Source organism: Rhodoligotrophos appendicifer (genome assembly GCF_007474605.1).
Taxonomy (GTDB): domain Bacteria; phylum Pseudomonadota; class Alphaproteobacteria; order Rhizobiales; family Im1; genus Rhodoligotrophos; species Rhodoligotrophos appendicifer.
Genome location: NZ_VHKL01000007.1, coordinates 151,876 through 168,204 on the forward strand (window position 1 = coordinate 151,876; position 16,329 = coordinate 168,204).

The 16,329-nt window shown below is 57.6% G+C and carries 15 protein-coding genes; 5 read left to right on the forward strand and 10 right to left on the reverse strand.

Annotated elements, in window-relative coordinates; translation table 11 throughout:
• Positions 1–26: 26 nt before the first annotated feature.
• Entirely contained in the window at positions 27–524 is a 498-nt protein-coding gene (locus FKM97_RS16445; protein WP_246105120.1) for a universal stress protein, read from the forward strand.
• Between the two features lie 165 nt (positions 525–689).
• Complete coding sequence (locus FKM97_RS27050) at positions 690–857, forward strand: Thivi_2564 family membrane protein (RefSeq protein ID WP_144293523.1); 168 nt, start codon at positions 690–692, stop codon at positions 855–857.
• A gap of 545 nt (positions 858–1,402) precedes the next feature.
• On the opposite strand, the gene FKM97_RS16455 is transcribed toward FKM97_RS27050, so the two are convergent.
• A complete protein-coding gene (locus FKM97_RS16455) occupies positions 1,403–2,656 on the reverse strand; it encodes an ATP-binding protein (RefSeq protein WP_246105121.1) in 1,254 nt (417 codons plus the stop codon).
• Positions 2,657–2,673: 17 nt separating this feature from the next.
• Positions 2,674–3,396, reverse strand: a complete 723-nt coding sequence (locus FKM97_RS16460) for a response regulator (protein WP_144293525.1) — start codon at positions 3,394–3,396, stop codon at positions 2,674–2,676.
• 721 nt (positions 3,397–4,117) lie between these two features.
• On the opposite strand from FKM97_RS16460, the gene FKM97_RS16465 reads away from it, so the two are divergent.
• From FKM97_RS16465 to FKM97_RS16475, 3 genes are all read left to right on the forward strand, one after another.
• Positions 4,118–5,155, forward strand: a complete 1,038-nt coding sequence (locus FKM97_RS16465) for an efflux RND transporter periplasmic adaptor subunit (RefSeq protein ID WP_170240958.1) — start codon at positions 4,118–4,120, stop codon at positions 5,153–5,155.
• Positions 5,152–8,250: an efflux RND transporter permease subunit gene (locus FKM97_RS16470; RefSeq protein ID WP_144293527.1), complete on the forward strand. Its 3,099-nt coding sequence runs from the start codon at positions 5,152–5,154 to the stop codon at positions 8,248–8,250. The genes FKM97_RS16465 and FKM97_RS16470 overlap by 4 nt, the downstream gene beginning before the upstream one ends.
• Before the next feature lie 401 nt (positions 8,251–8,651).
• Positions 8,652–8,942: a hypothetical protein gene (locus tag FKM97_RS16475; RefSeq protein WP_144293528.1), complete on the forward strand. Its 291-nt coding sequence runs from the start codon at positions 8,652–8,654 to the stop codon at positions 8,940–8,942.
• 463 nt (positions 8,943–9,405) lie between these two features.
• Here FKM97_RS16475 and FKM97_RS16480 read toward each other — a convergent pair whose 3' ends face one another.
• From FKM97_RS16480 to FKM97_RS16510, 8 genes are read right to left on the reverse strand one after another with little or no spacing between them, the layout of a single operon-like run.
• Complete coding sequence (locus FKM97_RS16480; protein ID WP_144293529.1) at positions 9,406–10,179, reverse strand: glucose 1-dehydrogenase; 774 nt, start codon at positions 10,177–10,179, stop codon at positions 9,406–9,408.
• A gap of 51 nt (positions 10,180–10,230) precedes the next feature.
• Entirely contained in the window at positions 10,231–10,371 is a 141-nt protein-coding gene (locus FKM97_RS26355) for a hypothetical protein (protein ID WP_170240959.1), read from the reverse strand.
• Positions 10,347–11,351, reverse strand: a complete 1,005-nt coding sequence (locus FKM97_RS16485; protein WP_144293530.1) for an ABC transporter substrate-binding protein — start codon at positions 11,349–11,351, stop codon at positions 10,347–10,349. Before FKM97_RS16485 ends, FKM97_RS26355 begins: the two co-directional genes overlap by 25 nt.
• Positions 11,352–11,379: 28 nt before the next feature.
• Positions 11,380–12,105: an ABC transporter ATP-binding protein gene (locus tag FKM97_RS16490; protein WP_144293531.1), complete on the reverse strand. Its 726-nt coding sequence runs from the start codon at positions 12,103–12,105 to the stop codon at positions 11,380–11,382.
• A 2-nt stretch (positions 12,106–12,107) separates the two neighbouring features.
• Positions 12,108–12,863 carry an ABC transporter ATP-binding protein gene (locus tag FKM97_RS16495; protein WP_144293532.1) on the reverse strand — a complete coding sequence of 252 codons (756 nt, stop codon included), beginning with the start codon at positions 12,861–12,863 and terminating at the stop codon, positions 12,108–12,110.
• The gene (locus FKM97_RS16500; protein WP_144293533.1) at positions 12,860–13,741 is read right to left on the reverse strand and encodes a branched-chain amino acid ABC transporter permease; all 882 of its coding nucleotides are present in this window, start codon (positions 13,739–13,741) and stop codon (positions 12,860–12,862) included. The genes FKM97_RS16495 and FKM97_RS16500 overlap by 4 nt, the downstream gene beginning before the upstream one ends.
• The gene (locus FKM97_RS16505) at positions 13,738–14,631 is read right to left on the reverse strand and encodes a branched-chain amino acid ABC transporter permease (RefSeq protein ID WP_144293534.1); all 894 of its coding nucleotides are present in this window, start codon (positions 14,629–14,631) and stop codon (positions 13,738–13,740) included. Before FKM97_RS16505 ends, FKM97_RS16500 begins: the two co-directional genes overlap by 4 nt.
• A 45-nt stretch (positions 14,632–14,676) precedes the next feature.
• A complete protein-coding gene (locus tag FKM97_RS16510) occupies positions 14,677–16,296 on the reverse strand; it encodes an FAD-dependent oxidoreductase (RefSeq protein WP_246105132.1) in 1,620 nt (539 codons plus the stop codon).
• Positions 16,297–16,329: the final 33 nt, after the last annotated feature.

Here is a 16,329-nt window from a genome sequence, read left to right on the forward strand (position 1 = left end):
AGCGTGGGGTGAGAGCGATCGCATCTATGAAAATGATGCAGGGTAATCGCGGCAATCATCAAGATTCTTACGAAGGAGAAGTTGAAATGCATAAACACATTCTCGTTCCCACAGACGGGTCTGAGCTATCAGCCGCTGCAGTGGAGAAGGCGCTTACATTCGCCCGAGAACTCGGTGCAAAGGTGACCATTCTTACTGTTGCCCTGCCATTTCACGCAGCTTCCATCGACTCCCATCAGTTGTTGAGCACACGCGAAGGCCACGAACAGCAGGTGCGCGAGCAAACCAATAAGATTCTGGCGGAAGCGGCTCGTATGGCGGATAAGCTTCAGGTGTCATATGAAACGATGCAGATCCAAGATGATCACCCCCACCAGGCTATAATCCGGGCTGCAGAACAAAAAGGCTGTGATCTAATAGCGATGGCGTCTCACGGACGCCGCGGAGTGTCTGCAATAGTGCTTGGAAGCGAGACGTTGAAGGTTTTGACCCATTCAAAGATCCCGGTTCTCGTCTACCGGTAATCTATGGATTGGTTTCCCCACTCACTGAAATGCTGCAGTTGACCCGTTTGCTCTCTAACATTGCCGGGAAGGCTCGCTTACGCCTCGGGACATTTTGGTTGGCGCAAAATCTCCACACAGGCTAGCTTCCTGAAGGTGCAATCTGCACCCTAGTGGGGACACTTCATGGCAATGTCAGCTCTCGTGAGCATTCTGATCACCTTCCTGGTGATCGTTTTAGTACTTTGGCTAATACAGCGGCTACCAATGGATGGGCGAGTTCGTCAGATCCTTCAGATCGTGGTGATCATCATTGGAATCGTATCTCTGCTGCGATATCTTGCGGTTTTTTGAGACCACCTGCGTGTCCTGCGGGAAGCGTGAGACCCGGTGCATGACCTTTTCCTCCGTTTCCTGACAGCCTCCTTACCTCAAACAGTAGATGGACGCTGAAATCCGAATATCTGTCATCTCACGAGCCTGAAATCGCGGAGCGGCTACTCGGCTTGGCGAGCATACCGGCGTGCGTTTTGACGGCACATCCGGTGCAGCTTGGCTGGGAAAGCGCTGGGACCGGTCTGCTCTGAAGCTGTGGAGGAGCGACAGGGATCGCAGGGGGCTCGTGCTGGAACCCTCATCGATTCATTCGGGTCAGATTGGTTGACTCGGCGGCGGTTCCCTGTGACCGCGTTCGCCGTGATCGCATCACTGCCGGGGGTCTTCTCATTCCAAACTGTAGCCGCTCCAGCAATGGCATCATGGCACGTGGGCAGAAGTTCGGTGCCGTGGAGCAACGGGAAGCGGACTGTCCGCGCAGATGATGGCACCGTCCGGTGCGGAGTCGACACCGGCACTTCGCCCTGCCTAGGGCGGCAAACGCTAGGATGAAGAGTTCCCCTTTACGCGGCCTGGAAACGCCTTTCCTCTCGTGAAGGTGCGCTCGGAAGCTGAATGGTCTGAAGCAGGCCGCCCTCGGCGATGTTCACGAGCACGATCGTTCCGCCCAATCGTTCGATGATCTCCTTGGCGATCGCAAGACCCAAGCCTGCCCCCGGCACCGACTGACGCCGACCAGGGTCGACGCGAAAGAACGGCTCAAAGGCCTTGTCAATCAGATCAGCAGGAATCCCTGGGCCAAAATCCTTGATTTCAATGACCGCCGAGTGTTCCTCTTCGCGGAGATGCACCTCGCATCTTTTCCCATGAGTGGCGGCATTCACAACCAAATTGCGCAAGGCACGGTTCAGCCCGACCTTGTTCGCTTCGACAAATATTTCATTCAGCACTCCCCTTGAGACTGGCAGGTTCAGATGTGAAAGATCATCGATCAGCTCGCTTAGAAGGGTCTTCAAGGAAAGGAGCTCCCACGGACTTGGCCGCCCGTTCTCGCGAACAAGGATGATTGCACTATCGGCAATCCTTTCAAGTTCATCCAAGTCGGCCAACCAATTCTCCCGCTCACTTTCGGTCAAGAACTCTGCACGCAGTCGCATACGGGTCATTGGAGTGCGTAAGTCGTGGCCGGCCGCCGCGACGAGGCGCATCCGGCTTTCTACGGCCGACTTCAGTCGGCTAGACAACTGGTTCAGCGCGCGAGCCGTGGCCCGAATTTCCCCAGAGCCTTCCTCCGGGAGAGGCTCAAGCATCCCATCCGGCCCGATCCAGGTCACTGCGGCCTCGATCATCTCCAGGGGGCGCGTCAGGATCGTCGCAAAAAAAATAGAAACAGCAACGGCGCCGGCAACGATGAGAGAGATCCAACCACCGAACACATACCAAGTATTGGAGGGGGGAGAAAAATCTGGAAATCCCAGGACCAGCCACCGACCACTATCCAGTCGAATCGAAACTTGCTTATGGTTCAGGTCGGCATCGTCGGTGACAAAAATCTGTGGAGTTTTACCGATTGCACGCAATGCTCGGGATATGACTTGCGTCGTCCATTCATCAACCTCCCCCAAGGCCTTATGGTTCATCAGATGTCGATCGACGGTCGCCGGATCTGACCCGGACAGGAGATCAATTTGCAGCGCAAGCTGTTGGGCGATCGGTGTTATTGTCTGCCCAATCGCCGGCTCTCGAAGAACGCTGATGGCGGCGAGGCTCGCAAGAGCAACGACGCTGATGATGGCGACGACGAGAAGAAGTGCCATTCGGGTCTTCAGAGAGCTCATCCGAAGCGCTCGTCAGCCACTACGCGGACAACCAGCTGATAGCCGCCATTCCGCACCGTCTTCACAAGGATACAATCGGGACCCTCGCCAAGCTTCTTCCTGAGTCTGCTGATCAGGACATCGATCGATCGATCAAATGGCTCTCGTTCTCGACCCTGCGTAAGATCAAGAAGTTGATCCCGCGAAAGGACCCGACCGGGTCGGTCCAAGAAAACTTGAAGAAGATCGAACTCCGCTCCTGTCAAATCGATGTACTCACCGGCGGCGTTCATAATTGTTCGAGTCTCCGGCTCAAGGACGTATCCTGCAAACCGATAAAGATTGACCGATGGCCGGTCGGAGATGGGGCCGATCGACCGACGGAGCACCGCTCTGATGCGAGCGGTGAGCTCTCGCGGGTTGAATGGCTTTGCCAAATAATCATCGGCACCAAGTTCCAATCCGACAATGCGGTCGACTTCCTCCTTAAGTGCCGTCAGAAGGATGACGGCCGGGGCAGGGCGCCGGTTACGAAGATCTCGGCAGATCTCCAACCCCGAGCCGTCAGGCAGCATGACGTCGAGAACGATCAGATCAAAGCTGCCCGTATCAAGCATCTTCTCACATTCATGACGATCTGCTGCGACAGACACCTTGAAGCCCTGGCCAACCAGATAGCGCCCAAGAAGAGTACGGATTTCCTTATCGTCGTCGACGACTAAGATGTGTGTCTGTGTCATTCATTCTGTCCTCAGACCTTTAATATCGCCTCGGCCGCGCTTCAGGTGGACAATTTTGCAACGAAACATTTCCTCAACGCGCGCAGCAACTTCTGGAAACAAAATGGCTTTGCCAGCCACATTCCGGCAACAAATCGAAGCACCCCAGAAAAACGCTGAGCTCATCTTTTGTGCATGTTCATCAGCGAAAAGGGGCCCACATGCCACGTGTTTGGCGAATGCGGCTAATGATCCGTCTTGGAGAGCTTTTCACGTCACCTCGGCCGCTGGGGCCCTATCAACCCGGAGTGGACGGATACCGGCGATCACATCGGCTCACGCGGAGGACAGGGCGCCCGTCCTGTCCGGCTTGTGGGCTTCGGCATCATGATCGCTTCACACCCGGCGGCCATGCTCACTACCATCATCTCAGAACTCTTGCGGAACTGATTTCGCGTCCTCAAACGAATGCCGAACTGCCATCTAAGTTCGCTTGAGGCGTCGAAAGCAGCCGGGTTGCCTGCTGCCACTTACCTCCCCCAGGTAGAGCAGTATCGATCCGGCTGACTGCCGGCCGGTCATCCCCCGCGATGATCGGCCGGATTCCCAGACTTCGTCGTCATTGGGTCATCGCATGCGAACGCAGTTCATCACCACATTTGCAGTTATCCTGATCTTGGGATCAGTTTTGTTCCTGCGAGCATACGCGAAGTCAAATTCAGACGACGTTTCGCAGCAGGGCATGACGACACATGAAGCATCATCAACAGTAACAACTCAGGTTGTGAAAGAAGAAGCATTTCGAAGGAGCGTTACGGCCAGTGGGTCCGTTGCTCCCTGGCAGGAGGTAACGATCAGCTCCGAGTCAAGCGGTCTCCGGCTCGCCGAAATGTCCGTGGTTGAGGGTGAGTGGGTGAGGAAAGATCAAATTCTGGCTCGCCTCGACAGCGATCTTCTGGCGGCACAACTGGCTGAGCAGGAGGCGGTCATTCAAGAGGCCACTGCCACGTTGGAGCGAGCAAACTCCACTGCGGCCCGAGGTGAGAGACTCCTCGCCAGCAGAACGATCAGTGCAGAGACTGCCGAAGAAAGGGAAACGAAAGTAAAGACAAGCCGCGCCCAACTGGCACAGGCGGAAGCAGTCGCCAGACGTATTCGCGTTCAGCTCGATCGCACCTCTGTCCGCGCGCCGTTTGACGGAACCGTAGCGAGCAAGCCCGCAGTCGTGGGCTCCACGGTGCAGGTCGGGACAGTTCTCCTGTCTCTCATCCGTGAGGGTCGCTTAGAAGTGGAAGCCCTTGTATCGGACAAGGAAATCGCACTGCTCCACATCGGGCAGAAGGCAAAGATCGTAAGTCCTTCCGGCGAGAGGTTTGAGGGGGAAGTCTCCTTGATTTCCCAAAAGGTCGATCCTGCCACCCGCCTGGGGACGGTCCACATCACGGTTCCGCGCGATAGCGGCTTGAGGGCCGGTATGTTTGCCGTGATCACCATCGAAACAGCGATGACATCCTCCTTAAGCGTGGCCCAATCCTCGGTAATTTGGAGAGGCGGGAAAGCATGCGTGTTCGTAGTTGAACCGAACGGCAAGGTTACGCTGAGGACTATCATCATTGGTGAACAAGATCAGACCCGCATCGCCGTGACATCAGGAGTGTCCGAGGGTGAGGTCGTGGTGACGTCCGGGGCTGCCTTCCTCTCAGAAGGATCTCTCGTCAGGGTCACGGATTCAGTGGCGAATGCTGCAGGGGCCACGACCGGCCGGGACCTTCTTCAGTGAACGCAATTTCAGCTTGGTCAATCCGCAACCCCGTCCCAGTCCTTGTTCTATTCATAGCGCTGACAGTCGCCGGCTTGTGGGGCTTTTCTCAGCTTCGTACCAACAATATGCCGGATATCGATCTTCCAACAGTCACCGTAACCGTGACACAGCCCGGAGCCGCGCCGAGGGAGATTGAGCTGCAAATCGCTCAAGTCATCGAAAATGCGGTCGCCACCCTGGATGGTGTCGACGAAGTGTCCACTACCCTGTCGGAAGGGTCATCGATAACGACCATCGAGTTCACGCTCGATTCTGATCCCGAGACCGTAACGAATGATGTGCGCAACGCCATCTCTTCAGTGCAAGCCAATCTGCCCGCCGGAGCCACAGAGCCCATCATCACCAGGGTCAGCGCTACCGGAAACTCAGTCCTCACATTCGCTGTCGAAGCACCGACGTTAACGCCTGAACAGCTGAGCTGGTACATCGACAATGACGTCGCCAAGGCGTTGCTCGGCGTCGGAGATATCTCAAAAATCGAACGGTCGGGAGGTGTCGATCGGGTCATTCGCGTCGAGCTCGATGCCGAGCGCCTTGCAGCCTTTGGCATCAGCGCGGGGAGCATCAGCCAGACCTTGGCCTCCAGCAATGTCAATCAACCCGGCGGGCGAATGACGATCGGCGGCAAAGAGCAATCCATCCAGACCATCGGATCGGCCGAGACTGTGGAGGTGCTCGCTGAAACACGAATCGCAACCAGTCAGGGTACTTCGGTCAAGCTTTCCGAATTAGGCCACGTCATCGATTCCTGGGAAAAGCCGCGCCAGGCTGCACTTCTCAGCGGTCAGAATGTCGTCTCCTTCAATGTTTTTCGCTCGGTCGGCTCGAGTGAGCTCGATGTCGTTGATCGCGTCCGGATGCAAGTGGCTTTGCTGCAGGCCGAAAACCCCACGATCGAGTTTGTCGAGGTGAGCTCTTCGTCAGGATTCGTCCAGGAGAGCTACGATGCCGCGCTCGAGGCCTTATGGGTGGGCGCATTGTTGGCCATCATTATCGTTTGGGCCTTTCTGCGCGACCTCCGGGCGACCCTGGTATTGGCGATTGCCATGCCGCTTTCCTTGATTCCCACCTTCGCAGTCATGGCAATCCTCGACCTGTCGCTAAACAACATTACCCTGCTTGCGCTGTCGGTCGTGGTGGGCATCCTCGTTGACGACGCTATCGTTGAAATAGAGAACATCGTTCGACACATGCAGCAAGCGGGGAAGACTGCATACCAAGCCGCCATCGAGGCCGCAGATGAAATCGGGCTTGCGGTGGTCGCAACGACAGCGACCATCGTGGCGGTTTTTTTACCCGTGGCCTTCATGCCGGGCATACCGGGCAAGATGTTTCTCAGTTTCGCAATCGCGATCTGCGTCTCAGTGCTGTTTTCCCTGCTCGTGGCTCGGATGCTCACGCCCCTCATGGGGGCATACCTGCTCAAGTCGACCGCTGCAAAAGCCGACCATGTTCCGAGCTGGGTCCACACCTATCTCTGGGCATTAAGGCTTGCCCTCAGGCACCGCTGGATCACGATTTTCTCCGGCGTCCTCTTTTTCGTTTGCTCGCTGTCCCTGGCGACCCAGCTGCCGACCGAGTTCATGCCGGCAGCTGATCGCGGAACATCGACACTTTCCGTCGAATTGGCGCCAGGATCGACCATCGAAGAGACCACTGCCGTTGTTCAACAGGTTCGAACGGCGCTGAAATCGGACCCGGCGATTGATGGCATCTTCGCTACCATTGGCAAGGCTGCCGAATCCGGCAGCGGTCCGAGCCGGGGTTCGACCAGCGCCGAAGTGCATACAGGGACGATCACGATCAATCTGGTGCCGCGCGCCGACCGGACGGTTTCGCAGCAGGAATTCGAGCGAGAGGCATCGTCTAAGCTGGCTGACATCGCCGGCGTAAAACTGCAATTCGGGGCCGACGGCTTTTCCGGCTCCAAGGTGTCCGTAACCCTCGTCTCCGACAATTTCGAACTCCTGGAGCAGACCAGCAGTGCCCTGCTGGAACAGCTCAAAGGCCTGTCTGGGTTGAAAAATGCCCAGTTGACCGACGCGAACACAAAACCGGAAGTGATCATTCGGCCAGACAGCGCTCGCACCTCGGAACTCGGAATTACACCGAGCGACATCGCCTCGACCATCAAAATTGCCACGATTGGCGACGCCGATGCCGATCTTGCCAAGTTTAATCTGGAAGATCGACAGATCCCCATCGTCGTGGCCTTGAGCGATGCAGACAACGCCGATCCATCAATATTGTCGATCCTCCCACTCAACGGACGAGGGGGCCCTGTGCCGCTGAGCTCCGTGGCTGACATCAGCTTCAGCGCTGGCTCCAACACGATATCAAGGGTGGGAAGAAGCCGAAGCCAAACCATCGAAGCGGAACTCGCCGGACTCACTCTCGGCGAGGCCAATCAGGCAATCCAGTCACTGCCGGTCATGACATCTCTTCAGCCAGGCGTGAGAGAACTTTCGCGGGGAGAGACAGCACGGATGCAGGAGCTGTTCTCAGGATTTGCGACGGCGATGATCGCGGGCATCCTGCTGATTTACTTGACCCTCGCTTTGCTGTTTCGAAGTTTCATTCAGCCCATCACCATCCTTGTTGCGCTCCCACTGTCCGTTGGGGGAGCACTCGGTTTTTTGATGGTTACAGACAAAGCTCTTGGTCTTTCGGTTCTCATCGGACTTCTCATGCTGATGGGAATTGCTGCGAAGAATTCCATTTTGCTGGTCGAATATGCGCTCGTCGCAGAGGTCCGGGGGTTGAGCCGCATAGACGCTCTTTTGGATGCCGCGAGAAAGCGTGTCCGACCCATCATTATGACTTCAATGGCTATGGGGGTCGGTATGCTGCCCATTGCCATCGGTATTGGGGCCGATACCGAAACACGGGCCCCCATGGCCATTGCAGTGATCGGAGGGCTGCTGTCATCAACTTTGCTCAGCCTGATCTATGTGCCTGTTGTTTATACGCTCATGGATGATTTCCAGAGCGTCCTAGGGCGCCATCTTAAACGCCTCTTACCGGCTCAAGTGCCAAGGCAGCCTTCCACTTAGCGGGAAGCATTCACGTGCTCCCGTTTGTGGAGGCCATGCTTGGTCAATGGTTTTGAAGCCGAATAATGATCAAAATCGAGGTGGCGGACACTCGCCACTATAAATATATATCGAGTATTATTCATCTTTCGCTCAATCGTAGAGTACACCGGAAACAAAAAATAACAAAAATGATTTCATCAGAAAAGGTTGGAAACAAAATTCAACAAACAAGAATTGTTTATCTCTTAGAGTCCAACCTTATAGACCTAGATACCGCCCTATGGGAACTGGGCCTTTTGAGTCCAAACGTCCTGATGTGAGCGTGCATCATCAGGACGGGGGGCACAAGGTTCTCTATTCGTGAAGCTCTACAGTTCTGTTTCACCGTGATCAGACCGAGACCTATCTACGGAGCTAACATGCAATTCCAAGAAACATCAATGATCCTCAAGGAAGTTCGAATTGGAAGGCACGGTATTTCACCGAGTGGCGTGGAGATCATCGTTTTTATTCAGCGCCAGGGAGAAGACAGACCTGAACAATGGAACATCAAAATTGACAGGGACCTTTCCATCGAGGAAGCCGAGTGGATTTGTGAGTCCGCGTGGGACACGTCGACGCGCAGCATGGAGCTGTGTCTTCCTTTTGAGCTCAATTTTGCCAGCAGTCGCAAGTCCAGCACAACGCGAAGGGCAGGAGACGCACAATAATAGTTCGCCTTCAGATGCGAGCTCAAGGCCGGGCAGTCTGCGATACCTGACGTGTTAGAGCTCCGCTCGGGTGCTGTCATTCCCGGAGACCCCACAGATTCGGAGCAAGGAAGCCCAGTCGTCGAGGGCCACGGTCAGCTTTACGTCCGACAAATCGTATCAGACCGAGAGCAGCAGCACCTTGACCATCGCCAGGGGCGGCCAAGCGGCCTCAGCCTCATCCATGATGACTGACTGGATCGGATCGAGAAGGCTGGCGACGGGGCTCCAGTCGTTCAGCTTGGCAAGCTCATCGAGCGATGAAGCTGGGCGTGTGCGTCTAGCAACACCAAACCGCTACTGACCAATGGAACGTTGCGCTACGGCCAGCTCTCCTCCTCTGAAAGACCATAGAGTCCGCAATTAGAACTCTGTCTACGCTCACCTAGGTCTCCTAGATGTGGAAGCAGCCGGTCCTCAAAATTCAGACAGACAGGAATCCTCCATCGATGATCAGGTCCGAGCCTGTTACGAAGCGGGCCTCATCCGACCCGAGATACACGACGGCCCAGGCAACGTCGTCGGGTTCCCCAAGGCCGCCGAAGGGATGGATTTCCCTGAGTTTCGCCTTCGCCTCTTCCGGCGTTCCTGTCGCCAGACGTGCCGCCAAGGGCGTCCACACATAGGAGGGGTGCAGGCAGTTCACCCGAATACCGTAGCCCAGCCGCGCGCAACTGGTGGCGCAATGCTTCGTCAATGTCCGCAGGGCGCCCTTACTGGTGCCGTAGGCAGGGCCACCTCTCGTGCCCACATAACCCGCGGTGGAGCCAATATTGATGATCGAGCCGCCTCCCGTCTCCTTCATCGCTGCTATTTGTGTCCGGCAGCCCAGAAACACTCCGTCAAGGTTGACGCGCATCACCCGCCGCCACTCCTCAAGCGATACGTCTTCAATGCCGCGGGGAGCGGAGCTGCCCACCCCGGCATTGTTGACGGCGATGTCGATCTTGCCGAAATGGGCGACGGCAGCTCCGATGACTTCTGCCCAGCTCGCCTCGTCGGCAACGTCGTGCTCCAGGAAGATCGCCTCGACACCTGCGGTTCTGGAGATTTCGAGCGCGGCCTCACCTTCAGCACGGTCAATATCGGTCAGCACGAGCTTTGCACCGCTCTCCCCCATGCGCCGCACCAATCCATGGCCCAGGCCGCCGGCCGCCCCCGTGATGAGGGCTACCTTACCCTTCAGTCTATCGTTCATGTGTCTCTCTTCATTAGACGGCCGGCATCGTGACGGGGTTGCCCCAGTCGGTTATTTCAAAAGTTCCGGCTTTCCGTCCTTGATGACGACGAGCTGCATGCCGAAAATAGGATTTCTGTTGGCATCAAAGGTGAATTTGCCGGTACCCAGGACGGTGGGGAAATCCTTCACCTCGGCGAGCGCCTGGCGCACTGCCGAGGGCTCCGATCCGGCCTTCTGACCGCCGAGCCGGCAAGCATGGTTGCCGTATAGCTGATCGCCGCATAGGGATCCGCCTCGCTGCCGAACTTCTCCCTGAAGGTGGCCCGAAACTTTGTGGTCACGGGGTTGCTATCGTCGGGATAATAAAAGGCGGGATAGATTGTGCCGTCGATCGCCTTGCCGCCGATGCGAATAAAGTCAGGCGCCCCAATGGAATCCGAACCCACAAGCTTGACCGTCTCCGGAAGTCCTGCCTGCCGCGCCTGCAGAACGATGTTCGCCGAGGCTTCTGGAAGGGCGCCTAGGTAGATCATCTCCGGATCCATATCCACCAGCTTGGTCGCCAGGGCAATGAAGTCCGTCTGCGAAGTGAGGACGGACTCCTCGGCGATGTTGGTCACGCCATGGGCGGCGAGATAGTCCTTCAGGATGTTCTTGTAAGCGACCATCGCCTCGTTATCACGTCCGTAAACGAGAACGATTGACTTAACTTTGGCGGTCTCAACGGCGTATTTCGCAAGAGATTCAAGCACCTCGGGCGGGTTCTGATAAAGCTTGAATGCCCATTCCCCGGACTCAGTGATCTTCTGCGACACCCCGAGAGCGAGGACCGGTGTCTTCGAAGCATTTGCAACCGGCGCGGCCGCCAGTGCCAAGGGAGAGGTGGGTGGACCGATGATCACTGAGGCCTTGTCATTGGTGATGAAGCGGTTCATCAGGGTGATCGCTTGATTTTTATCACTCGCATTGTCCTGCATGATCATCTTGATCGACTTGGCTTTGTCGCCGAACTCTGCGGCAAGATGATCGATCGCGACTTCGACGCCGCGTTCCATCGGCGGCCCCGCCCAGGAGGCGACCGCGCCGGTCAAAGGCAGCTGAACCGCTATGGTGGCTTCGTCAGCAAAGGCTGATCCGGCCGATAGTATGCCGAATATGAGCGCAGCGCTGTGTAAGGATAGGTTCTTCATGGTGTCTCCCCTTGCTGTTTGTTGTTGGTCAGAGTTGTTTGGTTGAAGCCGTGCCCAGGTAATGGGCGACGATCATCTGGTCCTGAGCCATCTCCCGACTTGCACCACTCTGGACGACCTTTCCCTGCTCGATCACATAGGCATTCTCGGTGACATCGAGCGCACGTCGGGCATTTTGCTCCACCAGGACGACGGTCAGGCCCTCGCGGTTGAGTTGGACGAGGGCCTCGAAAACCTGAGAGGTGACGAGCGGCGCAAGTCCCAGGCTGGGTTCATCGAGCAGCAGCATTCTCGGCTTGCCCATTAACGCACGACCGATCGCAAGCATCTGCTGCTGGCCGCCGGACAGCGAGCCGCCAGCCTGATTGTGCCGCTCCCTAAGAATCGGAAACAGGGCATAGACCCGCTCAAGCTCGTCGCTGCCGCGGCTTGCGCGACCGCCGAGCGCCTGCCTCCCAAGATCGAGATTTTCTGCAACGGTCAGCGGCGCCAGGATCTGGCGGCCTTCCGGAACGAGAACGAGGCCCATGCGAGCGACCTTGTAAGCGGGGAGGCCGGTGATCGGCCGGCCTTCGAATAGAATTTCCCCGCCCGCCGTCTTGATCAATCCGCAGATGGACTTGAGCAATGTCGTCTTGCCGGCACCGTTGCGTCCGATGACGGCCGTGATGCTGCCTTTGGGGACTGACATGGAGATCCCGCGAATGGCCGTAATACCGCCATAACGGGAGGTGAGATCGTTCACTGTCAGCATGGTCACACCCCCAGATAGGCTTCGATGACGCCGGCATCGGCGCACACCTCGTCCGGCGTTCCAGCAGCGATCAGGCGGCCGCTGTTCAATGCATAGACCGTGCTGCACATCTCCCTGACGAAGCGCACATTGTGCTCGATGAGCAGCACCCCGACGCCCTCGGCCGCCACCTCGCGAAATATGGTGCCCAGTTCATCCGCCTCGACGTCGTTCATTCCAGCGACCGGCTCGTCCAGGAGCAGGATCGACGGTGCCATTGCCAATGCGCGCATCATCTCGACTTTGCGCTGATGACCATAGGCGAGGGCGCCTGCCGGCTTGTCGCGATAGGCGGCGAGGCCGAACCGTTCGAGCAGCGCATCCGCGCGGTGAAAGAAGTCGGACTTTTCCGCCCAGGCCGAGGGCAGGCCGAGAATGTTAGTCAGAAGAGACGTTCGCTCGTGGCGGTGAAAGCCGATGACGATGTTCTCGACCACGCTTGCCTCACGCAGCAGCCGAATGTTCTGAAAGGTCCGAGCGACGCCACGCCGGGCGATCGCGTGCGCGTTTTCCTTCGAGATATCGGCCCCGTCGAGCAGAACCCGACCGGAATTTACCCCGAGAATTCCGGCAATAAGGTTGACGACGGTCGATTTTCCGGCGCCATTCGGACCAATCAGTCCGGTGATGCGCCCCGGCGCGATCTCCATGGAGAAGTCTGCCACAGCGGCAACGCCACCAAATGATTTGCTTATCCTTTCGAGCCGCAAGGCCGTCATGCGATTTTCCTCCGCTCGAGGATGGCCTTTGCGTCGCTGGCCTGTCGGCTCCGCCAATAGGTTCTCGCAGTATCGACAATGCCAAGCGGCATGAAGATGATGACGAGGACGATCATCACGCCCTGCATCACCAGACGCTGGTCGGCCAACGGGCGCGCGAGCTCCGGCAGGATCGAGAGAACCATCACTCCAACCAAGGGACCTGCGACGGAGATCCGACCACCCAGAATCACGCCGGACAAAGCTGCGACCAACATCGGAAAGCCGAACTGCTCGGGCGAAAGGCTGTAGGTGTTGAAGGCGATCAGCGCTCCTGTCAGACCCGCAATCCCGCCGCTCAGGACGAAGGCCAGGCATTGATATCGCTGCACCGAAATCCCGAGCGAGACCGCGACCGTCTCGTCCTGCCGGATCGCATCGAAGGCGCGTCCCACCCCTGAGGAGACGACCACCTGGATCATTCCATAGACCAGCACGAGAAAGACCAGCAGCCCAGGAAGTGCAATGCTTTTCGGGATCCCATTCATGCCCAGGGCGCCCCCGGTGATCGGCTCGGCATAGAGAATAAGCGACACCATGATCTCGATAAAAGCCACGGTGGCGATGGCTTGGAAGGCACCTCGTAGACGCGACAAAGGCAGCGACAACATGAGCCCCGCCAGCGCGCCCATGGCTGTGCCGAAGATTCCGCCAAGAACGGGCGATAATCCTAGCGTTTGAACCACATTGGCAGCCGCATAGGCGCCGATGGCCGCAAATCCGGCCGTCGCGAGGGAGAAGACCCCGGCACGGAGCACGATGTACTGGCTATAGGCCAACCCTGAGCTGAGAATGATGAGCTCGGCCAGTGGAATATAGGCGAGGAAGAAGTTGGTCATTGCCGCACCACGCGCATCTCGGACCGCAGCCCTTTGAAGAAGCCGGTCGGGTGAAGCAACAGGGTCAAGAACAGCAGGGCGAACAGGATCGCATCGCTCAGTTCCGACGAGACATAGGTCACCAGAAGCGTTTGCACGATGCCGAGCGAGATGCCCGCAGCAATTGCTCCAGGTATGCTTCCAAGACCGCCAAGGATCACGACCACGAAGCCGCGCAGCATGATCGACTCGCCCATGAGGAACTGGACCGAATTGAAGGTCAGTCCGATAATGAAGCCTGCCGCACCGGCAAAAGCCCCCGCGATGAAGAAGATCTGCGCATAAACGCTGGCGGGGTTGATGCCCAAGATCAGAGAGGCCCCCTCGTTGACCGAAATCGCTCTGATCTTTCGGCCCATGCTGGTTCTGTAAACATAGAAATAGAGAAAGATGAGAGACACGGCCGTGATTCCGATGACCGTGAGTTGCAGCAGGCTTATGCGAAGTCCGAGGAATTTGTAGATCACGACGGGAAACGACCCGAAGGGGAAGCTCATGATCTGCGCATCCGAAACCTGTTGCGCGACGCTAATGATCACGAGACCCGCTCCGATGCTGGACACCACCGCACCAAACTCGTCGCCGCCCCGTGCTCGCAGCGGACGAAATGCGACGAAATCGAGCAGCATGCTGACAAGTCCCCCGGCAATGATCGCTGCGCCGAAAGCGACCGCGATCGGCAAGTCTGCCAAGGTCAGCGCATAGAGGCCCACAAAGGCGCCGCACATGAAAATTGCGCCATGGGCCAGATTCATGATGTTCATGACGCCGAAAATCAGAGTGAATCCTAGGGAGAACAGGGCGTAGATACATCCGACCACCACGCCATTGAGAATTTGCTGCGCTAACATAGTGTTTCCCTCCCTCCAGCGAGGCCGGCGGTTTCTTTCCGCCCCTTATTGCTGTACGGCCTGTCTTCCTGTCACTCGCCCCAACACTTCTTCAGCCGACACACTTTTTCGGGACGAATTGCGCCAAGCCACCACCTGATCCGGCCGGATTAAGGCAAGGTCTGCCTCATAGAGGTCGAAGGCCTCTTCGTCATTGCAATCGACGACCTTGAGCTCGACTCCGAGCTTCGCAGCCGCCTGCACGTAGGGGGTTGGATCGGTGGGCTTGCCGCCAAGGCGAAGCAAGGTCCATTCGAAGCCGAACAGATCGAACAAGGAGCGCCCGTCCTTCAGCCACACATGCGGGGCGCGTCCACCGGGGTTACCGGTTGGAACATAGGCCGTCGGGGAATCCGGTGGTGCGGGCGTCCCGTCGCTCACAATGATGGGAGAGCCGTCATAGCGTCCGCCGAAGGTGAAGCCGGGAATGTTGAACTCGGCGCGCGCATGAGCGCTCAGATATGCACCCGCTCGCCGGCGCGCGGCGATCCCGGCAGAGGTGTCGTCTTCGATTGCGGGTGACGGGCGATAGAGACCCACGGAATCGGCGAAACGGCGCGCATGCATGGTGTTGCGCTGAGCGACCGGACGACGTTCTGCCTCGTAGGAGTCCAGCAGGGACGGTGGCGCGATACCCTTAACGACAGCGGCAAACTTCCAGCCGATATTGACGGCATCCTCGATCGCGGTGTTGTAGCCCATTCCGCCGGTGGGCGTGAACAAATGGACCGCGTCACCGCCGAGAAATACGCGGCCGCTGTGAAATCTGTCGGCAACGAGCGTTCGGCCCGCCAGCCAGGAATCGCGCGACAGGATGGTCAGGGGAATGCTTATCCCCATCGCCTGCTCGAAGTATTGAAGGCAAGTTTTGTCGTCGATCTCCTGGACGTTCTCACCATTGCGCAGCTGGGTGTGGAAGGCGAATTCGCCGGTTCCGTCGACGGCGGCCATCAAGGCGCGACGCTCGCCGTTGAAGGTCCAGTACATCCAAGACCGCGGATGCGGACAAAACTCGTAGAACTGTGGCGCATGGATATACATCGCCAACATCCGCCCACCCATGAAGTCACGGTCGGCACTGCCTTCGCCAATGTAATCGAAGCCCAACTGGCGCCGAACCAAGCTTCGCGGGCCGTCTGCTCCGAACAGGTAGAGCGCCCGGATCGTTCGCGTTTCGCCGGTGACGGTGTTGACAAGTCTTGCCTCAACATCATGGCCAGTATCGGTAAAATCCGTCAGGGCCCAGTTAAAATTCACGGAGACTGTGGCCAGCGACTTCGCATGTTTTGCTAGAACGCCTTCGACGAATTTCTGTGAAACCCGATGCGGCGGTTCTGCAGCGCTGAACGAGCCGTTGGTGTTCCGCACAGCCACCTTGGCGTCACGCGCGGACGGAAGCTCGACACGGGCGATCTCATAGGTCGAAAAGCGCGTAAAATAAGCAATGTCCGTGGGATAGTCCTCCGGCAGACCGAGGGCGCGGATCTCTTCTGAGAACCCCAGACGCCGGAAGTGCTCCATGGATCGCGCCTGGGTCGCATTTGCTTGCGGGTTTACCGCCGTCGAGGCCTTGAGATCGACGAGAACCACATCGACGCCGCGCCGGCCAAGCTCATTTGCGAGCATCAGGCCGCATGGGCCGCCGCCCACGATAAGGAC